This is a genomic window from Robiginitalea sp. SC105, assembly GCF_014243345.1.
GTDB lineage: Bacteria > Bacteroidota > Bacteroidia > Flavobacteriales > Flavobacteriaceae > Robiginitalea.
In genome coordinates this window covers 172,767-198,509 of record NZ_JACLZF010000002.1, presented here as the reverse complement: position 1 = coordinate 198,509, position 25,743 = coordinate 172,767, and the positions used below count along the sequence as shown (strand labels likewise).

The following is a 25,743-nucleotide window of genomic DNA, read 5'->3' as shown; positions in this document are numbered from 1 at the left end:
TAAATCACTCAACCAAATTAATAGACGGTCAACTCTTGTAGTGGAACTCCCCCGCCACATAATCCAAGGTTAGAGCATACACTAAAAAAAAGGAACCGATACGTTACGACCTTTCTTTACCCTTCCAATAGTCGAGCCTTTCCAATCCGCTAGAAATGCCAAATGCATTCAAAATAATTTTGACCCCGATTGTCATTTTTATTTGCCTTCAATCCTCGCAGGGTCAGCAGAAGAGTATAAGCGGAACCATTTCTGATGTAGACGGCCTTCCCCTGCCAGGGGTGAACATTGTGGTTAAAGGCACCTCTTTGGGGACACTTTCCGATTTTGAAGGAAGATATTCAATTAACGCTCCCGAAGGAGCGCTACTTCAATTTTCCTATGTAGGCCTGAGAACAGTAACCGCTACCGTTGGGGCTAATACCGTGATTAACGTAACCATGGAAGAGCGTTCGGAAGCCCTGGAGGAAGTAGTTGTTACCGGTTACAGGACTACTACGAGAGAAAATTCGAGTATTGCTTCCCAAACAGTCTCCGCAGAAACCATTGAAAACAGGCCGAATGCCAGTGTGGTCCAAACACTCGCCGGCCAGGTGGCCGGGCTGGAAATAATGACCTGGAGCGGGCAGCCCGGGGCGAACTCGACCGTTGCAATCCGGGGTTATAATTCAATCAACGGGAATATAGAACCTCTTTTTATAATTGACGGCACACCTGTTGACGAAGACAATTTCCGAAGCATCAATCCGCAGGAAATTGCTTCGGTCTCCGTTTTGAAGGATGCTGCAGCCACAGCGGTATATGGAAACCGGGGGGCCAATGGTGTAATCGTCATCAAAACAAGACAGGGAAGTTACAATACCCGCCTGCAGGTTAAATACTCAGGGATTCTTGGGTTTAACTACCTGCAGGACAATGACTACAACCTGATGGATTCCCAGGAGCAACTCACTCTCGAAAACATGCGGGGTCTGGGCCGGGGAGCCACACTGACCCCCGGGGAAATTGCAGCGGCCCCTACTTTTGACTGGGCCGGCTTTTTCTTCCGTACCGGGCTTACCCAGAACCACAATGTGAGCCTTTCAAGCGGAGGGGAGAACTTCACTCAATTTACCTCCCTGGGGTACTTTGACCAGGAAGGGATCTTGAAGAACACCGATCTGAAGCGTTTCAGCGTCCGAAACAACACCACCGGCAAAACGGGAAACGACCGCTTCAGCTATGGCTCCAACATGTCGATTAATTACTCAAAATCGAATGAGCCCGAATTTATTGGCACAGATGCCATTAATCATAACTATGTTTTAGGAGCTTTTATCTCGCCACCCTACATTACCCCGGAAGAATATGTGGACGGAGCATCTCTTTTGGATCCGTTAGTGATTTCCAACACGCCCCTCTTTCTTCTAGATAAGCTGCGAACCTATAAACGCCAGGAAGAGGAGTTGCGGATCATCGGGAGCTTCAACGCTTCCTACAAACTATTGCCCCAGCTTTCGGCAGCAGTAATAATCGGTGCGGATTACTGGAACATAATTCGGACCGTGGCAGAACCCCCCGAATCCTTCAATGCACTCGTATTCGGCGGGGCGGAAAACCCTACATCCGGGTTTCAGGACCAAATCACGGCCCGGGAATTGCGGTATAATCAGGTAACCTCCCTGAATTACACCAACAAATGGAGGAAACACTCCCTGGATATAACCGCCTATATCGAATATTTCAAAGCGCATAACAGGTTCTTCGGATACCGTGCTAATGGCCTGAACCCGAAGACTTTTTACCCGGGGGATGGAGACGGGTTACTCCAGGTCCGATTTGACCAGGACCGTCAGGCCCTGTTGTTCAGGGATCGCGCCCGGGCCAACATTATTGACATGGGGCTCTTTTCCTATTTTTCTCAGGCAGATTACGATTATGACGGTAGATATGGTTTTACCGGTACCATTCGGCGGGATGCTTCATTTCGGTTTGCTGAAAGTAACAGATGGGCTACTTTCTATTCGGTGGCCGCCCGATGGAACTTGCATAATGATGTCCTATCCAAGGTCCCTGAGGTGGATCTCTTAAAAATCCGGGGATCCTACGGCACTTCGGGTAACCAGCGAATATTGGGAGGGGTATTCAATGGCCTGGACCTGACCCGGAATTTCTATGCGACGGGAAGCGGGTACGGCGGACAGAATGCCATATTTCTTTCTCAGATTGCCAATACGACACTCGAATGGGAAACTGTGGCACAGCTTAACCTGGGGGTGGACTTCGAATTTTTCGAGCGGCGCCTCCGTGGCAATATCGACTTTTACAATAAAAAAACCACCGACTTATACCAGGACCAGCCGATCTCTGCCATCAATGGCGTTACCTCCCTCCGAGCCAATGTGGGTGACCTTTCCAATACCGGGTTCGACTTTTCCCTGAACTACGACCTGATAAAAAGTGCTGATACTGGAGGATTCAACCTTACACTCAATGCTGTGGGGAATTTCAATGAAACCCGGGTAAGCAACATCCCAACGGAAGACGGCCGGCAACTCAACAACGATGGCCTCAGAGGCACTCGTAACGGCGGGATAATCAGAGAATTCTTTCTGGTCCGCTACGCAGGGGTAAACCCGGCAAATGGGAACCTCTTATTTTACACCGCAGACGGGAACATCACGGAGAACCCGGATGCCGATACAGACCGGGTCTGGCTCGGTAAGAACCTGATCCCGGACTGGCAGGGCAGCTTCGGTTTCAATATGGACTACAAGGGGTTCTTTCTAACCACCCAATTCAACTATGTTACCGGTATTGACCGACTGGACCGTAACCTGGAGCTGGTCCAGGACCCCAATTTCATTGGGCAGCAACGGACCTCCCGTGACCTGCTCAGGGCTTGGACCCCGGAAAACCCCATTACCGATATTCCCTCGTTAGACGCCGTCAACCGGGATGCGTATACATCGGATCGCTATCTACGAGAAGCCGATTATCTAAGGCTCAGGTTTTTGTCCATAGGATATGATTTCCCGAAGCTCTACCTGCAAAATACAGGTCTCACGCGGTTGCGGATCTTTGGGAATGCAGAGAACTTGTTAACCTGGTCCAAATGGCGCGGATTTGATCCGGAGGCCCAGAACAATGATGTTGGCAACTATCCAACTCCAAAAATTCTCTCGGTCGGATTTGAAATCGGGTTATAAAATGGGTTTCGCAATGAAAATATCAAGAAATACCTTCCTATTGTTTAGTCTTCTGGCAGGGGTCTTCTCGTGTAATGATGCAATCGAAATCGAGCAGCCCGGACGGTTGGACGCCAATGCCGCATTCCAAACAGTCAGTGATCTGGAGGAAGGGCTTTTCGGCGTATATGCCGAATTTGACATCGCTCCGGATATTGCCTTTCAATCCGTATTTACCGATGAACTGGCCATTGGAATAGGCAATGGCGGCCGGGGACTGGCGGATTATTCCTTTATCCTGAACGCCGGCAGCGTGGCCCCTGAGGTTTTTTGGGTAAACGGGTATAGACAGCTGAATGCGGCAAATCGGGTTATCGAAGCTGCCGCGCTTGTCGAGCCCGGAGAGAAGGAGTTGGGACGTTATAATCAGGTGTTGGGCGAGACCTTTGCGCTTCGGGCCTGGGGTCATTTTATCCTGCTTTCCTATTTCAGCACAGACTTTTCCGATGACAATGCTCTCAGCATCATAAACCTGGACTTCGTTCCCACCATTGACCAACAGCTCTTGCGTAATACCAACGGGGAGACCTTTGCCCTGATCGAATCGGATTTGACTATGGCGGAGAGCCTGTTAGCCAATACTGCATCGGATGTAACGCGTATCAATAAGGATTTCATTACCGCGCTTAGGGCAAGGATTGCCGCGTACCGCCAGGATTATACGATAGCCGCAGCCTTTAGTCAGGAACTTACAGACAAGTACCGCCTCGCCAATCGGGCAGAATACCGAGCAATGTTCCGGGATGAGTCCGATGGGGAAGTGCTTTTTAAATTAGAACGTACTCTAGGCGATTTTTACGACTGGCAGAGTAACTCCGGCGACCCAATGGGTGGCGGTTGGGCCGGGTCGATCTTTGCCGACGCGGACGCCACGATTGACGGGAACCCGTACTTTGAAATGGGCCGCTCGCTGTTTAACCTCCTGGACCCTGCGGATATCCGTTACGATGTAAACGTGGCACCGAGCAGTCTGATTGACCCGGATTACGCGTCCAATCAGAACCCCGAAACGGATGTCCTGGTCATTCAAAAATATCCGGGTTCCGAAGGACGGCCGTTAATGAACGACTTGAAGGTGTTTCGCGTATCAGAAATGTACCTGATCCGTGCTGAGGCCGCCGTTGCACAAGGTAATCTGAGCCAGGCAGCCAACCTATTAAAGATTCTTCGTGATGCGCGGTTCGGGACCAGCACGCCAACACCCGACTTTTCCGACACAGCCACGGCCTACGCCGCCATTCTGGAAGAGCGGCGTATAGAACTGGCCTTCGAAGGCCACCGCTACCTGGACCTCAAGCGACTGGGCACCCGGGCAAATCGCGGTGTACAAAGGGATCCGATAGACTGTGCCTTCAATGGCGCCTGTTTTCTGCCGGCGGATGATTACCGCTTTAGCCTTCCACTGCCATTAATTGAGTTCAATGCCAATCCGCGTCTTCGGGACCAACAAAACCCAGGCTATTGAATCATAAAATCACAAGGATATGAATAAGTATGTTGTAAGCGCTATATGTTTGTTACTTACAGCTGTTTCCTGTGAGGAAGATCTGGTGGTTTACGATGTGACGAATGGCCAGACCTTGGCCAAATTCAGCACAACTTCAGCTAATCTGGGTGTTCCTATAGGAGGTTCAAGTATTGAGATTTTCGTGGAGGTGACCACGCAATCCGAAAACCCAAGGAGCTTTACTCTGGCAATAGATCCTTCTTCCACTGCCACTTCGGATCAGTATTCTATAAAGGAGGCCGGGATTCCGTCTGGATCATTTCGGGGTTCAATTACCATCACCGGCAATTTTGAAGCCCTTCCGGATGTGGGAGCAACAACCCTGGTGCTGATCCTTGCAGATGTTTCGGATTCCAATAACCTGACAATACCCGAATCGACATTAACAATATCCCTTTTCAGGGAATGTGATCCGGCACCCACTCCGGGATTATGGAGCGTCACCATGAGGGACAGTTTCGGAGATGGGTGGCAGACATCCACTGGCAGCGGAGGTCCGGGTCTTACGTGTACGTTAAATACAGGGGAAGTCTTTGAGTTCGGCCTGTGTTCGCCTTACGAGCCGCAAAGCTATGATTGTATCTCTGAGCCTTATGTAGGTTCTGCGACCTTTTCAATTCCGGAGGGTACAAATTCTGCCGAATGGTATTTCCCTGGAGATTTTTATGGGGAGATCTCCTTCAGTATCCTGGCGCCAAACGGAAATGTTGTAGCCGAATACGGGCAGGGATCCCCGGCAGGTCCCGTGCCAATTGATTATTGTTCACAATGATCACATATAGACCTGATAAAATTCATACAGGTATGTTGCACTGTCCACTAATCTAAAGGAAATAAGAGGATTTGTGTGGGCGAAAGATCAGGTGGCGCCTTTTTTATTCTAGGAAATTTTATACTAACTTAGAATACAGTTCTTTAGATCACGTTTAATACGCAGTAAATGAGCAATTTCTGGGACGAACTTAAGCGGCGTAATGTGATCCGGGAAACCCTGGCCTACCTGGCCGTGGCCTGGGTGCTGCTGGAGGTATCAACCGTGGTATTGGATACCTTCAATGCCCCGGACTGGATCTCCCAAACCCTGATAATCATCCTGGCCATTGGTCTGCCCATTTGGGTTCTCATATCATGGGCATACAAGATCACCCTCAAGGGTTTTGAAAGAGTGTCGGGACCTGGCGGGGAAATTGCCGATAAAAGTTCCCGCAAGAATTTGTTCATCACGTTTGTATTTGCCGCCATAGTTGCGGTGGGGCTCATATTCGCCTTCCGAGGCATTGGCTTGAAGATCCGCGAAGACACCCAGTACGCGGTGGCCATTCTCCCCCCCCGCTTCATCGGCGAAAATAATTTTGACTGGTTCAGCAGCGGTCTGGCCTCCGACATCCGCAACAAGATCTCCCGGGTGAAAAACCTAAGTCCCACAGCCATGCGATCGGCCAGTCGGTATCAGAATTCCGAAAAGCTGATTACCGAGATAGCCGAAGATTTGAGGGTTAACTATTTACTTGACGGGGAGATCCGAATGAATGGTAACCTCTTTTTAATAGACCTCCAGTTGGTAAAGGAAAATGGGGATGTCGTATGGTCAGAGCAGTTCATGGTGCCAAAAGGATCGCATTACCAGGTATCCCAGAAGGTGATCGAGCAAATCATCGAGTCCCTCGAGGTCAATGTCACAAAGGAAGAATTTGGATTTTTCAGCCGTGAAGGCACCCAGGACGAAAAGGCCTGGGAAAGTTTTGCCAAAGGAGAAAAGTTGATCAATAACCTTCACGGATTGGATCTGTACCGGAAAGCATCTGAACATTTTAAAGAAGCCATCCGACTCGATCCCGAGTTTGCCGAAGCCTATGCAGGCCTGGCCGTATGCCAGAATTTTGACGCGGCCTGGTATGCTGATGCGAACAAGGGACTTCTGAAGGAGTCGGTCATAAATGCCGAAAAAGCTCTTCAATTAGATTCTACATCCGCGTTGGCCCACGCGGTGTTGGGTATCTATAACTGGCGTTGGAAGAGAGATTCACAAAAGGCCAGGGAATATTACGACACAGCCCTCGATTTGGATCCGAATAATGTGTATATCCTCTGGGATTATGCCTGGGCACTCAGCGCGGAATGGGAATATGATTTGGATCGGGCCCTCTCACATATCAACAAAGCCTACCAGCTTGATCCTTTTGCCGAAAAGGTGATCTGGATGAAAGAACGGATTATGTGGCAAAGTCGAGATTTAAAAGGTCTGGAGACTTATCTGGAATCACAGAACGACACCGCATTTTACTGGCCCATTGAACGACTTGAAGGAAATTTGGAGGTGCTCCGACACCGGGATGCAAGGAGTCGCGTTACCTATTACCTGGATAAAATTAATTCTGACAGCCTGAATCCACAGCTGTATTGGGAAATAGCAGATGTATATTGGGGATTGAACAGAGGTGATAAATGGATGGAATACAAATTGAAAGCGCTGGAATTTGCCCCTAATGAGAAAGAAAGGATTGAGGCGGCACGCCGTATTAGAGAGCAATTATATCAGCTCGGTCATTTTGATAAAGCCCTGGAGCTACTTGGAATTGATGATCCGGAAAATATCGAGGAGCCTGAACGTGTGCTCGGATGGTGGTACTATTACCATAAGGGTGATTACGAAAGAGCCTTAAGCATCATGAATGGCAGAACTGATGAGGGGATGTGGAACAGCTATTCAAAATGCCTGATTCTGACACGGATGGGGAGGATAGATGAAGTCCATGAAATCATTAAGAGAATTCATGAAGATGAGATAGAGGTTTGGGACCCCAGACCCCTGGTCCAGATATATGCCACTTTAGGGGAGCGGGACTCCATGTACCGCTGGCTGAACCACCCTATCAACATTGGCTTCGGTGGAGGACATAACGGAAATCCGGTTTTTGACCCCTACCGCACAGAGCCTCGCTACCGGGATTGGCTGCGCAAACATTACCTGCCCCAGCCTGAAGACACCATTGTTCCGGAATAATCAATTTACACCTTTATTTATGAAGGACTAAGCCCGGCACTCCAGGCGGTATTGCATCCGGAGCTTTGTCTGGATTAAATTTGGTGAAGGCTCCGGAAAAAGAAAAAGGGCAGCTCCACTTGCGTGAAGCCACCCTTCCGATTGGGGGCAAAAAAGGCCTTAAATCTTTTCAAAGGTCAGGAAATCCGTCCCTCCGTTCCCGCCGCTGACATCTGTTAGCCGGATACTAGTATCCGAGTATTCCAGGATATCCCAGTCATCGGTAAGCTCTGCAAAATCCGGTGGCGAGGCGAACGACAGATTAAAATCCACATCGTCCGAATCATCGGGGCTGTCATCCATGGAGTTGCCGGAATCCATGGTTACCGACCAGGCGCCTGTGATCTCTATCGCGCCATTCACCGCGGTCACCGTGGCGTCTGTGGCAAAGGTGAAGACATACCCGTTGAAATCGGCGGTCTCGTCCGAGTCCGTATCGAAGAAATAGGTGACCTGCCATTGTCCGCTCTGGACCGTGGCCCGCAACTCGGTAGCGTCCACCTGGTTCCCATCCGCCGGGTCATCCGAAGAATCGCAGGACACAGCCAGGGCCATCAGGGCCAGCAAGGCGAGGGAAATTGATTTGATTTTCATGATAGAGTAATTATTTAATTTTCAGTTTCATACAGTGTTCCCGCCGGGGGATTATTTCTCAAAGACCAGCACCGTTACCTTGCCGTCGCTGCTAACGTCCTTAAGCTCAATCCGGTTCTCGGACATCGTCCAGAAATGCCAGTCCTCGGTGAATTCCGACAGGACATCCCCATCGTCGCCCATGTTCAGGTAGACCCTGATCTTCCCGTCGCTGTCGCGCATTACCCGCCAGAGGCCGTCCTTGAGCGGATCCATGTTGGTGCTGACGGACAGGATATGCTCGGCGCCGAAGCTGAAGTCGTAGCCTGCATAATCGGCTTTTAAATCCAGTGTTTCTCCCATGAAGGTTTCCGTGTAGGCGGCCACCGTCCAGTTGCCTCCCATCAGGACGTTGCTGATCTCAGCTACGTCCCCGTCGATGGTTCCGGGGCAAACGCGCTCCAGGATCAGTTCGTAATCAATTTCAGGCACTTCGAACCTCAGGCGGTTATCGTCCAGGTCGCGCAGCGGCCATTCAAAATTCACTCCGGGCTCGTCCCCCATGGAGATGGCCAGTACCAGTCCGCCTTCCGCTCCGGTTGCCACTTCCCAGGTACCTTGGCTCACGGTGATGCCGTTGCTCAGGGTAACCACCCCTTCGGCCTGGAACTGGAATTCGTATCCGAGCAGGCGATCGATCTCCTCGCCCTGGTTCTTGACTTTTTTGATGATCCAGCTGCATTCGCGCAGGATCTCGCCCAGGGTTCCGGGCAGGATGGATCCCGGGTCGCCACAGGTAATCTTCATGATGATCCGGTTGCCGCCTTCGGCATACAACTTGATCTTGCCATCGCCGATCTCGTAGACCAACCAGGTCAGGTTGAAATCCACCAGGGTATCAAAGCTCAGCTGGAGCAGCACGCCCCGGTCGGACATCCTCAGGTTCCATTCGCCCACCAGGGTATTCCCTTCACGATCCTTCACCTCCACGGCGCCATCGACCCCGAAGAACATCTTATAAGCATCGTACTGGTCGGACAGGTTCGCGGCATCCCGCTCAACGGTCAGCACCAGCCAGGGGCATTCGGTCAGCAGGTTTGCCAGACGCTCCTCGTCAAAATCGTCGTCGTTGTAATCGTTGTCGTCATCCTCATCGCAAAGGTCCCTGGCCATGGTCAGGGCCGCTGCGAGTTGCTCATTGCTGGAAACCTGTACTTCCGTGCCGTCATACTTGATCAGGGTCAGGGGGTACTGGATGCTGATGATATCATTATCGTCCCGCTCCTTGAGGAAGCGCTTCAGTTGCTCATCGTTCTCCACTGAAACCTGCCCGGTCTGGGTATTGTTCAGGTCAAAGGTGAAAAAGGTCACCGGGTAAACGAAATCGATACACTCGATATCGTCGTCATCCCCGCCTTCCACGCAATCGCGGACCAGTTCGGCAAGTGCCTCAGGCCCACTGATCACTACCTCATCCAGGTCTTTGGTGGTAATGGTGATGGGGAAGATGATTTCCAGGAAGTCATTGTCTTCCTCGAATTCATCAAAAATATCCTCTATGAGCTCGAGGTCCTCCCGGGAATCGATGGTGATATCGATCCCGTTAACATTCACCGAGTAGGGAAAATTCAGGGCGATACAGCTGGCCCCGTCGACGATATTGTCAAAAGACCCGTCGAGGGTAACCGTATTTTCAATCAACAGGGCTGTTGAAGAACCGGCCGAAAAGGATTCCCCCTGGGTATCCGAGGTGTTCACCTCTTCAAATTCCGACTGACAGGACGTAAACGCCAGGAACACCAGCAGGAACAGTGTGTAGGTTGGGAGGTTCAAAAACTTTTTCATAACGATTTGGTTTAATTATGCGATTTACCATTATAACAACCAACTTTTGGATTACCCTACCCGATTGTTAAATTTTTTGGGATATCTTTGGATTACCCGGGGCAACCAATCAATGAATATCTATGGACAACGTCTGTGACGACCAGGTATATAGCGAAATCTTCCGCGCCCATTCCAAAACGATTTTCAACTACATATATTATAAATTCGGCAACGAGGAGAAAGCCCACGATGCCGTGCAGGAAGCCTTTGTCAAGCTCTGGGAGCACTGTGCCAAGGTTACTCCGGAAAAGGCCCGTGCTTTTGTCTCCACAGTTGCCAATAATTTATACCTTAATGTTATCAAGGCCGAAAAAGTCCGGCTGAAACACCGGGAACCCGGCGGGAATGTGACCCGGGAAAGCCCGGAATTCCTGTTGGAAGAACAGGAGTTCAAGGAGAAACTCGAAACCGCCCTCTCGGCCCTCCCGGAAAACCAGCGGACGACCTTCCTGCTCAACAGGATCGACGGGAAAACCTATGCCCAGATTGCGGAACTGGAAGGGGTCAGCGTGAAGGCAATCGAAAAGCGGATGCACCAGGCGCTTAAATCGCTCCGGGAAGATATTGACGGCATCTGACACCTGTTAATTATTCATAGCCAGCAACTTACAAACTGACCAGTCGGTTTGAGGACTTCCCGCCGACTGCCTGGGTCATTCCCCGGTAAAAGCGCCCAATTCACCGAAAATCAATCGATAAAAGGAGTCCGGAAATGGGCAGGAGACCAAAAATTCCTACTTTGGGGATCCCCTGGACCCATTTCCTGAAGAAGGGATAGCCCACAGAAAATGAAAACACCCGAAAAAAGCCGACAAGCCCTGACGCTCTCCGAGCTGATGCAGCTTGCCGCCAAATTGCGGGAAAACGGTTTTGCGCCGGCGCATTCCTCATTGGGACTTTCCGGGCAACAGCTCCGGGGGGTGATCGCTTCTTTTATCCGCTACAGGCGCAGTATCCGCATGGCCCTCCTGGTCCACCTGATGTTCCTGTCCCTTGCCTTTGGTTCCTGGGTAGCGTCTCCCGACTGGTACAGCATCCTGCTCTGCACTGTGTGTTTTATCGCCTTCCTGGCTTTCCTCGGACTGGCACTTTTCCATAAAACCGGGTTCTACGAGGCACTCGGGAAAGAGCTGCGGCTCCGGCATCCGCTGCTCGGGCTGCTCGGGCTACCGCTTTTTTTCCTGATGTATCCCCGGTACGAAAGGGGCATGCGGGAGGAACTCTCCTCCATGTTCCGCGACCTGGGCATGACTGCCGGCCTCCGCCCGGCCCACTGAACCTTGCCCCTCCCCTGACACTCCTGAAAAACCACGCTACGCCGAATATTTAATATCTTTAACCGAAATCCCTCAAAAAACCGCCGATCCGGGTAGGGTATCCTGAGGGTTAGTTGTTTAAGGGGTATAAAGGATAAAACCGTGAAAGAGAATTATCTGGCAAAATGGTTGAACGGCGAGCTTTCGGATGCCGAACTAAAGGCCTTCAGGGAAACCCCCGAGTTTAAGGCCTACGAGCGCATTGCTTCGTTTTCGTCCCGTCTGGAAGGCCCCGGTTTTGATACGGAAGCCGCACTGGCCCGGGTCAAATCGGCACGCCCGGGTACCGGCGGCAAGGTAGTGCGGCTGCAACCGGCCATGCGCTGGCTGAGCATCGCGGCCGCGGTGATCCTGATGCTGGCAGCCGGGTATTACTATGTCAATACCCTGGATGCCTCCGTAGAGGCCGCCTATGCCCAACGGCAGGAAGTCCGCTTACCCGATGCCTCGGAGGTGCTGCTCAATGCCGGTACCGAACTTACCTACAGCAAAAACAACTGGGACCGGGAGCGCCATGTCCGGCTTTCCGGGGAAGCCTTTTTCAAGGTGGCCAAAGGGAAGACCTTTACGGTGGAAACCGCATCCGGCGATGTAACCGTCCTGGGTACCCAGTTCAATGTCCTGCAGCGCGGGGACGTCTTTATCGTATCCTGTTACGAGGGACTGGTCCGGGTTGACCACCAGGGCCAATCCATCGAATTGCCTGCCGGAAGCGCCTACCGCGTAGAAGGCGGAGCCGCCCTCAAATCTGAAACCGTGGAATCGGAAGTTCCTTCCTGGACAGGGGGCGAAACCGCGTTCCGTTCCATGCCCATGTCCTTCGTAATCGATGAGTTCCGCCGGCAGTACAATATGGAGGTGGAAACCCGGGGGGTTGACCTGTCCAGGCGATATACCGGAACCATCAGCAACACAAATATGAATTTGGCGTTACAAAGTATAAGTGCCCCCATGCAGCTCAAATATGAAGTGGAAGGGAACAAAGTGCTTTTATATGCCGAAAACGCTCCGTAAAGCCCGGTTGCACTGGATGCTCCTGCTTTTGACGCTCCTCGCCTGCCCGCCCCTTCAGGTCAGCGGGCAAACGCCGGAACAGCAGGATGTGATTGGCCTGCTCCGGCAGCTCGAAGCACAGTACGACATCGCCTTTTCCTACGCCGATGAAGACCTCCGGGACCTGCGGGTAACCCTCGCCCCGGGTTCCACCCTCCCCGAAATCCTGAAGGAACTCCGCGAGCAGGCCCAGTTACGGGTGGAAAAACTGAACGACCGCTACTACACGGTCTCCAGGAGCCCCCTGGTGGATATCTGCGCGCGCATCCTGGACAACTTTGAGGAATCTACTATCGACGGGGCCACCGTAGAGGTCCTTGGCACCGAAATTACCACTCTGAGCGGACCCGACGGGTCCTTCCGCCTGGAGTCCGTCCCGCGGAACGCAACGCTGCGAATCCGCCACCTGGGGTTTAAAACGCTGTTTGTAAGTGCCGGGCAGCTCATACGGCAGGAACCCTGCTCCTCATTGCTATTGCCGGTACGCTACCAGGAACTGGAGGAGGTAGTCGTCTATAAATTCCTGACCAGCGGGCTCAGCCGGCAGGCAGATGGCAGCATCCTGATGAATACCTCCGAATTCGGCGTGCTGCCGGGGCTCACGGACCCGGATGTACTGCAGACCATCCAGGCGCTGCCCGGCATCAAAAGCGTGGATGAAACCGTGTCTAACATCAATATCCGCGGGGGTACCAATGACCAGAACCTGCTCTTGTGGGACGGGATCCGGATGTATCAGTCCGGGCATTTTTTCGGTTTGATATCCGCCTTCAACCCCTACCTGACGGAGCAGGTGGAGATTATCAAAAACGGTACAAGCGCCCGATACGGCGACGGGTTGAGCGGCATCATCAGCATGCATACCCACGACGCGGTGGAGCGGACCTATTTCGGGGGAGCCGGGGCCAACCTCCTCAGCGGGGACGCCTATGGGCATATCCCGGTAACGGACCGGCTGGCGATACAGGTTTCCGGGCGGCGGTCCGTGACGGATTTCCTCAATACGCCCACCTACTCAAACTTTTCTGACCGGGCCTTCCAGGATACCCAGGTCAGCGGGCCGGGCGGGCAGAACACCGACCGGTTCCTCAACCGGGACGAAGACTTCTACTTTTACGACCTAAGCGGAAAACTGCTCTACGACATAGACGACCGCCATAAACTGCGCGTAAGTGCCCTCAACATCGAGAACCGCCTGGCCTATACCGAAGTGCTGGCTGCAGACAGCACGGAAAACCACAGTCGCCTGGACCAGTCGAACCTGGCACTGGGCGGAAAGCTCAGCAGCGAATTTTCGGACTCCTTTTCCACTGAGGTAAGCGGGTATTTTACCCGGTACATCCTGGATTCCTTTTATGCCACGGAGGCAAGCGGACAGGAGCTGTCCCAGGCAAACGAAGTGGAGGAGAGCGCCCTGAAGACCCGTGCAACCTTCCGCTTCAGCGACTTGCTCAGCTGGCAATACGGCTACCAGTTCCTGGTGACCGGGATCACCAACAATTCCGAGGTAAACCAACCGCCCTTCCTTAGCCGGATCAAGGATGTGCTCTACACGCATGCGGCATTTACCGAATGGCAGTATACCGGGCCCGGCGGACGCCTGGACGCCCGCGCCGGGGTCCGGCTGAACTACCTCAACAACCCGGATGATTTTTCCCGCTTCCGGCTGGAACCCAGGCTCAACCTGCAGTACCGGCCGGTGCCCCACCTGGCGGTAAGCCTGCTGGGTGAAATGAAGAACCAGGCCACCCTCCAGAAAGTGGACCTGGAACAGAATTTCCTGGGTATCGAAAAGAGGCGCTGGATCCTGGCAGACGGCCAATCCCTGCCCCTGGTAACCAGCCGCCAGGCCTCCCTGGGGCTGCATTACGACCGGGGCCACTGGATTGCCGGCCTGGAAGGGTTTTACAAGGATGTGGACGGGATCAATACGGATACCCAGGGCTTCCAGAACGAATACCAGTTCAACGGGGAACTCGGCCGGTACCGGGTTTATGGCCTGGAGGCCCTGCTGAATTACAAAAGCGAGGCATGGAGCAGCTGGGTGAGCTATTCCTGGAACAAGAACAATTACCGGTTTGAAGCCCTCGCCCCCCCGGAATTCCCAAATAACCTCGATATCCGGCACACCCTGAGCCTGGGGACGAACTATACCGTAGGTAACCTGAAGGTCGGGGTCGGGGTGAACTACCGCACCGGGCGCCCCTTTACCGAGCCCCAGCCCCCGCCTGATTCCGTAGACAACACGGTTTTCCCCAACCGGGTGAACTTTGCGGACCCCAACAGCAGCCGCTTGCCGGAGTACTTCCGGGCCGATGCCTCTGCGGTGTATGCCTTCCGCCTGTCAGCGGGCCTGAAGGCTTCCCTGGGGGCCTCCGTTCTCAACCTGACCAACCGGCGCAACATCCTCAACACTTATTACCGCCTGAACGACCAGGGGGAAGTGGAAAAGGTGGAAAGCCTGTCGCTGGGGCTTACCCCCAACATCAGTTTCCGGCTTCAGTTCTGAGCCCGGTACAAACCGCTCATCACCCATACATGGGGGAACGTAATGGCGGCAAGGAAGGAGAAGAAAAGCGGCAAAAACCCGAAAGAGGGATCCCGGAAAAAGAAATAGACCACCGCCAGGCTGCCCAGGGCTGCTCCCCAGTAGACCGCCGATGCGTTCAAATATTTCAGGCTGTTTTTGCGGTTGATGCTGCCGTAGAGCAACCGCACCTGGTCCATGAGGGAAGGCAGGGCATGCCACAGGATGAAATAGATGGCAAATGCCCAGAGGAGGCTCGCCGTCCTGAACACCACGAAAAACACCGCAAGGAGGAACAATTCGGCCGGGATTACCCGGATCCACCGCCTCCAGGGGTACGCCATTAAGGTAAGCCCCAGGAAGGACGTAAACGCAACTGTCCCCGCCCAGATAAACACCGTCTCCGATACCCGGACCCCACTGATCTCCTGCATGATTTCCGAAGATGCCCCGGCGTGCAGGGAGAAAAGCAGCAGGAGGATGGTCAGGCCGTAGCTGACAAACAGGGCCTGGTGAATCCACGAATCCCTTTCCAGCCGGCCTACCCAATGTTGCTCCCCGAAATGAAACGCACTGTACAGGATAAAGCTGCAGAGGGCCAGGGCCGGCAGGAAATAAAAAAAGCAGGCAATCCCGACCACAAACAGGACGTACAGGGACAACAGGCGAAAATTGCGTCCCGGGCGCTTTGGCCCATCCTTTAAATGATTGAGGATCAGCAGGTCGTTGGACCCGTGCAGGATCCCGAAACTGAAAATCAGGACCAGGGCCAGGGCCTGTTGGGCCTGGTCGTCAAAGAATCCGGAAATCCAGAGGCAGAAAAAAGTAATCGGTACCAGGAAATTTCGCATATCGGAAATTTAAATCCCTTAAAAATACAAAATGTTTAATAATTTATGATTTTTTTTAAACGTTAATTGTTTAAGCAATGTTATATTTACTTAAACATTCTAAATAAAAATTACTATGGGAAATCTTATTACCAACCTTTCACTCGTGGCCAAGATGGCCCCGGATGATTATGTAGGCTTTACCTTTTTTGTAGGGTGTATGGCCATGATGGCCGCTGCGGCCTTCTTCTTTTTATCCATGAACCAGTTCGACCGGAAATGGCGTACCTCCATCCTCGTATCGGGGTTGATTACGTTTATCGCCGCCGTCCACTACTGGTACATGCGCGACTATTGGGCAACCAATATGGAGTCGCCCACGTTCTTCCGTTATGTGGACTGGGTACTGACCGTGCCGCTCATGTGCGTGGAATTCTTCCTGATCCTGCGCGTGGCCGGGGCCAAAAAATCCCTGATGTGGAAACTCATCGCCCTTTCGGTCATCATGCTGGTCACCGGGTACTTCGGGGAGGCCGTCTACCGTGACGCCGCCTGGTTCTGGGGGCTTGTCTCGGGGATTGCCTATTTCGCGATCGTTTACATCATCTGGTTCGGCGAGGCCAAAAAACTGGCCGAGAACGCTGGTGGTGCCGTCCTCAAGGCCCACAAAACCCTCTGCTGGTTCGTACTGGTCGGATGGGCCATCTACCCCCTGGGCTATATGGCCGGGACTCCGGGATGGTACGAGGGGTGGTTCAGCGGCCTGAACATGGACGTGATCTACAACATCGGCGACGCCATCAACAAAATCGGTTTCGGACTGGTGGTCTACAACCTGGCTACAATGGCTTCCTCAGGGGAGAAAGCTGCAGCCTGATCCCAACCTGATTGACCAGGAAAGGCCCCCGCTTTGCGGGGGCTTTTTATTTTGGGTGGGCTGCTCCGGGACCTAACAGAAAATCTGTTACTTTTAGTTCCGAATTCCTGTAGGATCAATACCGTTTTGCCATGCTCAGCCTGCTTCGCCGCGCCCGCCGGAACCTGTTGGAAAAAAAGAATTTCAGTCACTACCTGCTCTACGCACTGGGGGAAGTAATCCTCATCGTAATCGGGATCCTGATTGCCCTTTGGATCAGCAATGCGAACGAGGATTCCCAGCGCCGGCAGCGCGAACAATTCTACCTGGGAGGCCTGCAGGCAGAGTTTGAGCAAAGCCGGGCCAAACTGGAAATCCTGGTAGAGGTTAACCGCCAGACCTATAGCCGGGCCAGGGTAATTGCCGATGCGATCGCCAGTCCCGATTCGGTCCTCAGCGAGAGCGAACTCGCGGTGTTGCTTTTTCAGGCCTTCTCCGACGATCTCGCCTACAACCCGAACAATTCCCTCCTGCAGGAAATGCTCAATGCCGGGCGCATGGAACTGCTCGGCGATACGGAGCTCCGCAAACACCTGACTTCCTGGAGTGCCCGCATAGAGCGCATCCGCCAGCAGGAAACCAGCCTGCGGGAGCAACGGTACCGCGTCCTGGACGTGGCACGGGAAGGCACTGGAAGCATCCGGAGTATTTTCGAAAACACCGGGGTGGCTTCCGGGGAGTTGGGCCTCCTCCCCAGCGCGGACCCGGGGTCCAACCTGCCGCTGCTGGATTCGCCCGCCTTTGAAAACAATGTGCTGATCTTTATCCTGACGTCCGTTTATACCGAAAAAATGCATTACCAGCCGTTGCTGGAGGAAATCGATGCGATCCTGGCGCTGATTGAAAAATCCAGAGTGGAATAGGATTTCCGGGTATCCGGGTATCCGGGGTGCCCGGAAGACAATAGGTGCCGCTGCGGCGGCCCTGCCTACATGCGTTCCGGGACCTCGATACCCAACAGGGAGCAACCCCGTTTTACCACAATCCCCACCTGCTCGGTGAGTTGTACCCGGAAGGCCCGGTGGTCCGGGTCTTCTTCGCCCAGGATGGAAACCTGCTGGTAAAGGGAGTTAAAATCCTTCACCAGGTCGTAGACGTAATTGGCCACCAGGGCGGGGCTGTACTGTGCTGCGGCCTGCCGGACCACCTCCGGAAAATCGACCAGGTCCTTCAGCAATTGTTTTTCCTTCTCGTGCAACTCCCCCAGCTTCAGCCCGGAAACGGGAGTGTCGTATGCGAAGTCGGCCTTCCGGAGGATGGACTGGATGCGCGCATAGGTGTACTGGATAAAGGGCCCGGTATTCCCCTGGAAATCCACGGACTCCTCCGGGTCGAACAAGATCCGCTTTTTGGGGTCTACCTTCAGGATAAAATACTTGAGCGCCCCCATGCCGATCTCGTGGTACAGGGCGGCCTTCTCCTCCGGGGTGTAGCCGTCCAGCTTGCCCATTTCCTCCCCGATGGCTTCTGCGGTAGCCGCCATCTCGTCCATCAGGTCGTCTGCATCCACAACGGTCCCTTCCCGGCTCTTCATCTTCCCGCTTGGCAGGTCCACCATGCCATAGCTGAGGTGGTACAGGTGGTTGGCCCAGGAATACCCAAGCTTTTGGAGGATCAGGAACAGCACCTTGAAATGATAATCCTGTTCGTTCCCCACGGTGTATACCATCCCGGTAATATCCGGGTAATCCGCCACCCGTTGGATGGCCGTCCCGAAATCCTGGGTCATGTACACCGCCGTGCCGTCCGAGCGGAGGACAATCTTTTCGTCCAACCCCTCATCGGTGAGGTCGATCCAGACACTGCCGTCATCCTTTTTGTAAAAAACCCCTTTCTTCAGGCCCTCGGCCACCACATCCTTGCCCAGGAGGTAGGTATCGCTTTCGTAGTAGAGCTTGTCGAAATCCACCCCCAGGTTCCGGTAGGTCTGCTCAAAGCCCTCGTACACCCAGCCATTCATCCGCTCCCACAGGGCCACCACTTCCAGGTCCCCCGCCTCCCAGCGGCGCAGCAAATCCTGGGCCGCCAGCAGGATGGGGGCCTGGCGGGCAGCTTCCTTCTCGTCCATGCCTCCGGCCACCAGTTCGGCAATTTCCTCCTTGTACGCCTTGTCGAAGGCGACGTAATAGTTGCCCACCAGCTTGTCCCCTTTCAGGCCAGTACTCTGGGGGGTCTCCCCTTTGCCGAAGCGTTGCCAGGCGAGCATGCTCTTGCAGATATGGATGCCCCGGTCGTTCACGATCTGGGTCTTGTATACCCGGTATCCCGCGGCTTTGAGGATTTCGGCCACCGAATAGCCCAGCAGGTTGTTCCGGATATGCCCCAGGTGCAGGGGCTTGTTCGTGTTCGGGGAGGAGTATTCCACCATGACCGTACCCCTGGGCGCCCCGCTGTGGAACCCGTAATCGTCTTGCTCCTGCATCCCTTCGAAAAACCCGAGGTACCAGGCATCGCTGATGTTCAGGTTCAAAAACCCCTTGATGACATTGTACCCGCTTACCTCTTCCAGGTGGCGGGTCAGGTAGGCGCCGATAGCTTCGCCAATGGCGGCCGGGTTGCCCTTGACCTGCCGGAGCATCGGGAATACCACCACGGTGATATCGCCTTCGAATTCCTTGCGGGTAGGCTGTAATTCAACGGAGTCCAGCTCCACATCGAAGTGGGCGGCAACGGCTTCCCGGACTCCCCGGGTCAATAGGCTTTCCAGAGGCATATCACTTGCTTTACAAGCCGCAAAATTACACAAAACCATTGGGTTTCGCCCAGCCCGGTACACGGGTTTCAAATCCCCGGCCTATTTGGCTACCTTTATGGGAAAATTTTGCTATGAAAAGTCTACACCCGGGACATGCTGGTTAATGTGTCCTACAACAACCGGGAACTGGACCGCCGCATCGACGACCTGGTGGGCAAACCCTTTACCCTGAAACAGCGATGGGCCATGAAGGGGATCGGGTCCCCGAAACTCTTTATCCTGGGCGCGAGCATCGAGATCCGGAACCTGCTCCTGCTTGACAACAACCGGGATTCCTGCAATATTGAACTGCGCCCGGGGGGGATCATCCTGAGGTTCCGGTCGCTGCTGGAAACCTATGGGCTCATCATCCCCTGGTATAAACTGACCCTCTACAAGGGGGACCTGGGGGTCTACACCATCCATGTGGACCACCATTTTATCCGCGTGCAGGCCGATACCAAGGCCATTCAGAAATTCTTTGTGAAAATGCTGGGGCACAAGGCGGACCAGCACCCGCCCGGACCGCCCGACCCCCCGGCCCAAGGATCCCCGAAACCATGAAGATACTGCTGACCGGGGCCAACGGCTACATAGGCATGCGGCTCCTTCCGCAACTGCTGGATGCAGGGCACCAGGTGGTCTGCGCGGTCCGCGACCAAAACCGGCTGTCCGTGGATGCCGAAATCCAGGAACGGATCGAAATCGTGGAAATCGACTTTTTGAAAGAACCCGAGCCCGGGAAGATGCCAAAAGGCCTGGACGCCGCCTATTACCTGATTCACTCCATGAGTTCCTCCACCGGGGATTTTGACAGGCTGGAGGCCCAGGCTGCCCGGAATTTCAACCAGTACATGGAAGCAGCGCGCCCGTCGCAGGTAATCTACCTCAGCGGGATCGTAAACAATGACGAGCTTTCCAAACACCTGAGTTCCCGAAAACAGGTCGAAGAGATCCTCTACTCCGGGCCGTTTGAGCTGACCGTGCTGCGGGCCGGGATCATCGTGGGTTCGGGCAGTGCCTCCTTCGAAATCATCCGCGACCTCTGTGAAAAACTACCCGTGATGATCACGCCCAAATGGGTGCTGACAAAGACCCAGCCCATCGCGATCCGGGATGTCATCCGCTTCCTCACCGGGGTGCTGGGACGTACGGAAACCCTGGGGCACTCCTACGATATTGCCGGCCCGGACGTACTCTCCTACAAGGAAATGCTGCAGGGCTATGCCCGGGTAAGAGGTTTTAAAAACTGGATTTTCACCGTTCCGGTAATGACCCCGAAGCTGTCGTCCTACTGGTTGTATTTTGTGACTTCCACCTCCTATAAGCTGGCGGTAAACCTGGTGGACAGCATGAAAATGGAGGTCGTGGCGCGCGACCGGAAGCTCCAGGACCTGCTGGGCATCGAAACCCATACCTACGAGCAGGCCATCGACATGGCCTTCAAGAAAATCGAGCAGAACCTGGTGGTCAGCAGCTGGAAGGACAGCATGGTCAGCGGCCGGTTCAACCAGCAGCTCGAAAAATACATACAGGTACCCAAATACGGGGTGCTGACCGATAAAAAACAACTCCGGATCGAAGACCGGGAAGCCGTTCTGGACAATATCTGGAGGATCGGGGGGGAAACCGGCTGGTACTACATGAACTGGTTGTGGAAAATCCGGGGATTCATGGACAAACTCGGCGGGGGCGTCGGGCTCCGAAGGGGGCGCACCCACCCGGACAAGATATTTACCGGGGATTCCCTGGATTTCTGGAGAGTACTCCTGGCCGACCGGGAGAAGGCCCGCCTGCTGCTGTTTGCAGAGATGAAACTGCCCGGCGAAGCCTGGCTGGAATTCCGCATCGACTCTGACAACGTCCTGCACCAGAACGCCACCTTCCGGCCCAGGGGCCTCAAAGGCAGGCTTTACTGGTACAGCATCCTGCCCTTCCACTATTTTATCTTCGGGGGGATGATCAGAAACATCGCCAAAAGCAAGTGACCTAGGCCTTTGGCAGGAACACCTCGGCAATCATGCAGCGGGCGCTGCCGCCACCGCAGGTCTCAATGGTTTCCAGGGGGCTCGAAACAATCCGGGAGGATTTCTCAATGGCCGCTACCTGTGCCGCGGTCAGCGAATCATGGGCGCTTTTGCTCATGACCAGCAACCGTTCGCCCTGCCGGTTGCACAACTGGATCATGTTGCCCGCAAAGGCATGCACCTGTGCCTCGGTGATCTCGATCAGCTCCCGGCCGTCGGCATGCAGCTGGTCCGCCACCAGTTTGCGCTCCTTCCGGTCATCGATGGACTCCAGGCAGATCACTGCAAAGTCCTCGGCAATGCACATCATCACGTTGGTGTGGTAGATGGGTTTGCGCTCCCCATCGACAGACTGGTTGGCGGTAAAGATCACCGGCAGGAGCTCAAAGTCCTCGCAGAATTCAATGAGCAGGCCTTCATCGGCCCGGTCCGAAAGTGCACAATACGCTTTTTGGTTTACCCGGTCCAGCACGACGCTCCCCGTGCCCTCCAGAAAGATCCCGTCCGCCTCGGCCGAGGTATAATCAACTACCTCCCGAATGACGAAGCCTTCCGACTCCAGGCGGTCAAAGATATCCTCCCGCCTTTCCCGCCGGCGGTTCACTGCATACATCGGATAGATTACCACCAGGCCGCTGGCGTGGAAGGAGATCCAGTTATTCGGGAAAATGGAGTCCGGGGTGTCCGTTTCCAACCGGTCCTCGACCACGGTCACATGGATGCCTGCATCCCTCAAAACGTCCACAAAGGTGTCGAACTCCTCCTGGGCACGACGGTTGATTTCCGCATTGCTCAGGCTCAGGTCCTCCTGGAAAAAGTTATTGACGGCCGTTTGCTCGTTCATCCGGAACTGCACCGGGCGGATCATCAGTATGGAGTCGGTAATCTGCATATGGGAACTTGAAATTCGAGGGTAAAAGTAGGTATTTCCCCAACCAAAACTCCATAGAATTTGTAACATCTTGCGGGGTCAACTATCTTTAAACAAAAGCCTACGGAAAGATGCTGGGCAGATATCTCGGCAAATACAACGATGTCCTGCTGGCGGTGGTTTTGATCCCCGTTATCAACACCATCAATTACCATCTGACCTATTCGGTCATCCGATGGGACTGGTACACTGTGGCCACCTATACCATCGATACGGTATCCGGCTACATCTCCTGGTGGATCATTCGCACTGTGATCCGTAGACTGGACCGAACCATGAGGTATGAGAACGGCCTGGCCCGCCGGCTCGCTGTGCAGATCGGCCTGACCAACGCACTTGTTCTGGCATTTACCATCGGGGCTACCGAAGGCGTCAATGCCCTCTATTGGGACAAGCCGCTCCCACGAAGCTTCTACACTTACAACCTGTTTATCTTCTTTATCTGGATCCTCGTGATCAACGGCATTTATACGGGGCTCTATTTTTACGACCAGTTGCGCGAAGTAAGGCAGCTCAGGGAGCGCGAACGCAACCTGAAATCGAGCGGTTTCCAGGTGCAGCGCGGCGCGCGTGTCGCCCGACTGCCTTTTGCTGAAATCGCCGCCTTCTATTCGGATGAAGGACAGACCTACCTGCAAACCCTGGAAGGGGAAACCTTTGCCCTGGAACGCTCCCTGAACCGTATTGAACCCCTGGTACCGGATACGGATTTTTTCAGGGTCAACCGCAAGTACATTATCAACCGGCGCCTCATCCTGGGATACCGCAAGCAGGAATACGGCAAACTGGTATTGGAATTGCGGCCGGGTTCCCGGCTCCCCGATCTGCCCGGGGTAAGCCGACTTACGGCCCCTGCATTCAAGGAATGGCTGGGCATGGCAATTGAACGGGTATGAACTGCAAGGTCAACATTTCAAGGTGATAATTCGTGCACTTCATGATTTTACCCGCCCATGAACCGGGCCAGGTACCCGGTTATACTGCAATTTTACTGCCGAAACAATAGTAAAAGCATTGTCATGAAATATCTTATGCTGGCCATGGGGCTGATAGTGAGCGCCGGGGTATACTCCCAAGACGGAAATTTCCCAGAGGCCCGGAAAGAAGCTGTAAAATCGGTGATGAAAAAGCACATCTCCCAGGGAATCCCGGGACTTGCCCTGACCGTCTACACGAGGGAAACGGGATACTGGAGCCATGCAGAAGGTGTGTCAAACCTCGGAACGGTCGCACCACTTACACCGGACAACCTGTTTTACCTGCAAAGCGTCAGCAAGCTCTACATGGCCGTCACCATCCTCCACCTTGAGGAACGGGGACAGATTGACCTGGAGGATCCGATTACCCGCTACCTGAACTATCCCTGGCTCGAGCAACTGGACGGAATCGAAAAAGTGACCGTGCGCATGCTGCTGAACCATACGTCGGGCCTGCCGGAGTACAGTACGGAACCCAGGTTGGTTTCCCGGATTATTCAGGATCCTCGCCAGGTCCTGAGCCCGGAGGAAATGCTTCCGTATATCTCGGGACACCCGATGGACTTTGCGCCGGGCAGCCGGTACGCGTACCGGAACACGAACTACGCATTGCTTGCGCTGATCGCGGACCAAATAACCGGGGACCACCGGCACTACATGAAGACCCATATCCTGAAACCCCAGGGATTACAGCAAACCCACATCCTGGATGGCACCAATTACATGGATATTGAGGGGATCACCAGTTCCTACTGGGATGTACTACTGGAAGGAAAACCAGTGGACATTTCCATACTGCAACGGGCCAATGTCGCTTCCATGAAGGGCGATGACGGCCTGGTAGCTTCTACACGCGATGCCGTGGATTTCCTGAAAGCGCTCGTCCTTGGGAAGATCCTCAAGCCCGGGACCCTGAAACTCATGCAGGATTGGGTGACCAATGAGAACGGGGATCCGGTTTACGGCCTGGGCCTTGCCCGGTACGACCTGGACGTAACCTATGCGATAGGGCATTCGGGAGGTGGCGTCGGGGCAGGATGCGTCCTACTGTACCTGCCGGATCTGGATGCCATTGTATTTCTGGCTACCAACTTCAATACCATGATGGATTCCCCGATCCGCAGGGCGAACGAGGACCTGCAAATGAACTTGTTGCTGGCACTTTTTACCGATTGACCCGGGTTCGCGCCCGGATGGCCATCAGGGCTTCCCGCGATATTTCCGTGATTTGCACCTTTTCCTCACCCGCGGGCCAGTGGCAGCGTGCTGCAGCGCAGCAGCCCCCCCTGTTTGCCCACTTCCCCGTACGGGATCCGCTCCACGGTGAGTCCCCTGGATTCCAGCCAGTCGTTCAGGCGGGTAAAGCCCTGTTCGCTGACCACCACTTCGGGGGAGATGGAAAAGACGTTGCTGAACATCCGGTACATCTCCTCCGTGGTGATCTCCAGGATGTTGTCCGGCCCAAAATACGCCCGGAGCCATTCAAAATCGGCCGGGTTCAGGAAGCTGTCCCGGTGAAGGATGGCAAGGTCGTTACCCACCGGCTGGAAACAGCAATCCAGGTGCAGCGCATTCTTGCGCGGGTCCTTGTTGTGCTTGCGCAATTCGAACGCCCGCACTTCCCGGTTGGGAAATGCCTCCCGGAGGTATTCGACAGCCGCGCGGTTGGTCCTCGCGGTAATGTAACGGGGGTAATCCGGTGCCGTGTAGGTACCCACAAAGAGGAACTCCTTCCAGGGCATCACATCCCCGCCCTCCACATGGACTTCATCCGGGGGTACCAGGAGCTGGCCCGGGCCCACCTGCTCAAGGACGTGTACGATCGCTTCGAATTCCCTGTCCCTATCCGGGAGGATATTGGCCTCCACCAGTTTGTCGTCGACCACAAAGGCGATATCCCGGGAAAAGATCTGGTTGCAATCCGCGATGACCTCGGGGCGAAAAACCCGGGCCCCATGTTTTTTCAGGACTGCCTCAAACCCGTCCATTTCCCGGACCATGTCCGCCTCGTCCGGGTAGGTGCCGGCCAGGATATGCTGCAGGGACTTGGGGTCGTAGGCGGCTTCCGGTTTGGGCACGGGGCCGCTGCTGGCAGCCGTTCCCAGAACCACTGCCTTCAGGGGGGACGTTTCGTCCTTGATATTCAGTTCCAACATAGTTGTAGCGTAATACGGGATATAAAAAGGGGGCCTGAC

At 54.1% G+C, this 25,743-nt stretch carries 20 protein-coding genes; 14 read left to right on the top strand and 6 right to left on the bottom strand.

Features of this window, described 5'->3' with window-relative positions:
• The first annotated feature begins 155 nt into the window (after positions 1 to 155).
• The 4 genes from H7F20_RS10025 to H7F20_RS10010 all read left to right on the top strand — a co-directional run bounded on the left by H7F20_RS10025 (position 156) and on the right by H7F20_RS10010 (position 7,738).
• Positions 156 to 3,188, top strand: a complete 3,033-nt coding sequence (locus tag H7F20_RS10025; RefSeq protein WP_185786048.1) for a SusC/RagA family TonB-linked outer membrane protein — start codon at positions 156 to 158, stop codon at positions 3,186 to 3,188.
• Between the two features lie 13 nt (positions 3,189 to 3,201).
• Positions 3,202 to 4,692: a RagB/SusD family nutrient uptake outer membrane protein gene (locus tag H7F20_RS10020; RefSeq protein ID WP_185786047.1), complete on the top strand. Its 1,491-nt coding sequence runs from the start codon at positions 3,202 to 3,204 to the stop codon at positions 4,690 to 4,692.
• A gap of 19 nt (positions 4,693 to 4,711) precedes the next feature.
• Complete coding sequence (locus H7F20_RS10015) at positions 4,712 to 5,506, top strand: hypothetical protein (protein ID WP_185786046.1); 795 nt, start codon at positions 4,712 to 4,714, stop codon at positions 5,504 to 5,506.
• Between the two features lie 168 nt (positions 5,507 to 5,674).
• The gene (locus H7F20_RS10010; protein WP_185786045.1) at positions 5,675 to 7,738 is read left to right on the top strand and encodes a tetratricopeptide repeat protein; all 2,064 of its coding nucleotides are present in this window, start codon (positions 5,675 to 5,677) and stop codon (positions 7,736 to 7,738) included.
• Positions 7,739 to 7,897: 159 nt separating this feature from the next.
• Here the strand turns inward: H7F20_RS10010 and H7F20_RS10005 are convergent, their stop codons facing one another.
• Both H7F20_RS10005 and H7F20_RS10000 read right to left on the bottom strand, forming a co-directional pair.
• Positions 7,898 to 8,371 (bottom strand): hypothetical protein, encoded by a 474-nt coding sequence (locus H7F20_RS10005; RefSeq protein ID WP_255444058.1) that lies wholly within the window; start codon positions 8,369 to 8,371, stop codon positions 7,898 to 7,900.
• 51 nt (positions 8,372 to 8,422) lie between these two features.
• Positions 8,423 to 10,195, bottom strand: a complete 1,773-nt coding sequence (locus H7F20_RS10000) for a hypothetical protein (RefSeq protein WP_185786044.1) — start codon at positions 10,193 to 10,195, stop codon at positions 8,423 to 8,425.
• Positions 10,196 to 10,317: 122 nt separating this feature from the next.
• Here H7F20_RS10000 and H7F20_RS09995 point away from each other — a divergent pair, with 122 nt between their 5' ends.
• The 4 genes from H7F20_RS09995 (at position 10,318) to H7F20_RS09980 (ending at position 15,115) form a co-directional block, all read left to right on the top strand.
• The gene (locus H7F20_RS09995; RefSeq protein WP_185786043.1) at positions 10,318 to 10,815 is read left to right on the top strand and encodes an RNA polymerase sigma factor; all 498 of its coding nucleotides are present in this window, start codon (positions 10,318 to 10,320) and stop codon (positions 10,813 to 10,815) included.
• 210 nt (positions 10,816 to 11,025) lie between these two features.
• Positions 11,026 to 11,514 carry a hypothetical protein gene (locus H7F20_RS09990; RefSeq protein ID WP_185786042.1) on the top strand — a complete coding sequence of 163 codons (489 nt, stop codon included), beginning with the start codon at positions 11,026 to 11,028 and terminating at the stop codon, positions 11,512 to 11,514.
• Positions 11,515 to 11,655: 141 nt separating this feature from the next.
• Positions 11,656 to 12,567: a FecR domain-containing protein gene (locus tag H7F20_RS09985; protein WP_185786041.1), complete on the top strand. Its 912-nt coding sequence runs from the start codon at positions 11,656 to 11,658 to the stop codon at positions 12,565 to 12,567.
• Positions 12,548 to 15,115 (top strand): TonB-dependent receptor plug domain-containing protein, encoded by a 2,568-nt coding sequence (locus H7F20_RS09980; protein ID WP_185786040.1) that lies wholly within the window; start codon positions 12,548 to 12,550, stop codon positions 15,113 to 15,115. The genes H7F20_RS09985 and H7F20_RS09980 overlap by 20 nt, the downstream gene beginning before the upstream one ends.
• On the opposite strand, the gene H7F20_RS09975 is transcribed toward H7F20_RS09980, so the two are convergent.
• A complete protein-coding gene (locus H7F20_RS09975) occupies positions 15,106 to 15,984 on the bottom strand; it encodes a Brp/Blh family beta-carotene 15,15'-dioxygenase (protein ID WP_185786039.1) in 879 nt (292 codons plus the stop codon). The genes H7F20_RS09980 and H7F20_RS09975 overlap by 10 nt on opposite strands.
• Before the next feature lie 115 nt (positions 15,985 to 16,099).
• Here H7F20_RS09975 and H7F20_RS09970 point away from each other — a divergent pair, with 115 nt between their 5' ends.
• The gene (locus H7F20_RS09970) at positions 16,100 to 16,840 is read left to right on the top strand and encodes a bacteriorhodopsin-like (RefSeq protein ID WP_185786038.1); all 741 of its coding nucleotides are present in this window, start codon (positions 16,100 to 16,102) and stop codon (positions 16,838 to 16,840) included.
• 131 nt (positions 16,841 to 16,971) lie between these two features.
• Positions 16,972 to 17,742: a DUF6090 family protein gene (locus H7F20_RS09965; RefSeq protein ID WP_185786037.1), complete on the top strand. Its 771-nt coding sequence runs from the start codon at positions 16,972 to 16,974 to the stop codon at positions 17,740 to 17,742.
• Between the two features lie 65 nt (positions 17,743 to 17,807).
• Here the strand turns inward: H7F20_RS09965 and argS are convergent, their stop codons facing one another.
• Positions 17,808 to 19,592: an arginine--tRNA ligase gene (gene argS / locus H7F20_RS09960; RefSeq protein WP_185786036.1), complete on the bottom strand. Its 1,785-nt coding sequence runs from the start codon at positions 19,590 to 19,592 to the stop codon at positions 17,808 to 17,810.
• 135 nt (positions 19,593 to 19,727) lie between these two features.
• On the opposite strand from argS, the gene H7F20_RS09955 reads away from it, so the two are divergent.
• Together H7F20_RS09955 and H7F20_RS09950 are read left to right on the top strand one after the other, a co-directional pair.
• On the top strand, positions 19,728 to 20,177 hold the full coding sequence (locus tag H7F20_RS09955; protein WP_185786035.1) for a hypothetical protein: 450 nt from the start codon (positions 19,728 to 19,730) through the stop codon (positions 20,175 to 20,177).
• Positions 20,174 to 21,601 carry an SDR family oxidoreductase gene (locus H7F20_RS09950; protein WP_185786034.1) on the top strand — a complete coding sequence of 476 codons (1,428 nt, stop codon included), beginning with the start codon at positions 20,174 to 20,176 and terminating at the stop codon, positions 21,599 to 21,601. Before H7F20_RS09955 ends, H7F20_RS09950 begins: the two co-directional genes overlap by 4 nt.
• 1 nt (position 21,602) lies before the next feature.
• Here the strand turns inward: H7F20_RS09950 and ctlX are convergent, their stop codons facing one another.
• The gene (gene ctlX, locus H7F20_RS09945; protein ID WP_185786033.1) at positions 21,603 to 22,532 is read right to left on the bottom strand and encodes a citrulline utilization hydrolase CtlX; all 930 of its coding nucleotides are present in this window, start codon (positions 22,530 to 22,532) and stop codon (positions 21,603 to 21,605) included.
• A 110-nt stretch (positions 22,533 to 22,642) separates the two neighbouring features.
• On the opposite strand from ctlX, the gene H7F20_RS09940 reads away from it, so the two are divergent.
• Positions 22,643 to 23,467, top strand: coding sequence for a LytTR family DNA-binding domain-containing protein (locus H7F20_RS09940; protein ID WP_185786032.1), 825 nt, complete (start codon positions 22,643 to 22,645; stop codon positions 23,465 to 23,467).
• Positions 23,468 to 23,590: 123 nt separating this feature from the next.
• Complete coding sequence (locus tag H7F20_RS09935) at positions 23,591 to 24,724, top strand: serine hydrolase (protein ID WP_185786031.1); 1,134 nt, start codon at positions 23,591 to 23,593, stop codon at positions 24,722 to 24,724.
• A gap of 65 nt (positions 24,725 to 24,789) precedes the next feature.
• On the opposite strand, the gene H7F20_RS09930 is transcribed toward H7F20_RS09935, so the two are convergent.
• The gene (locus H7F20_RS09930; protein WP_185786030.1) at positions 24,790 to 25,704 is read right to left on the bottom strand and encodes a dimethylarginine dimethylaminohydrolase family protein; all 915 of its coding nucleotides are present in this window, start codon (positions 25,702 to 25,704) and stop codon (positions 24,790 to 24,792) included.
• Positions 25,705 to 25,743 lie beyond the last annotated feature (39 nt).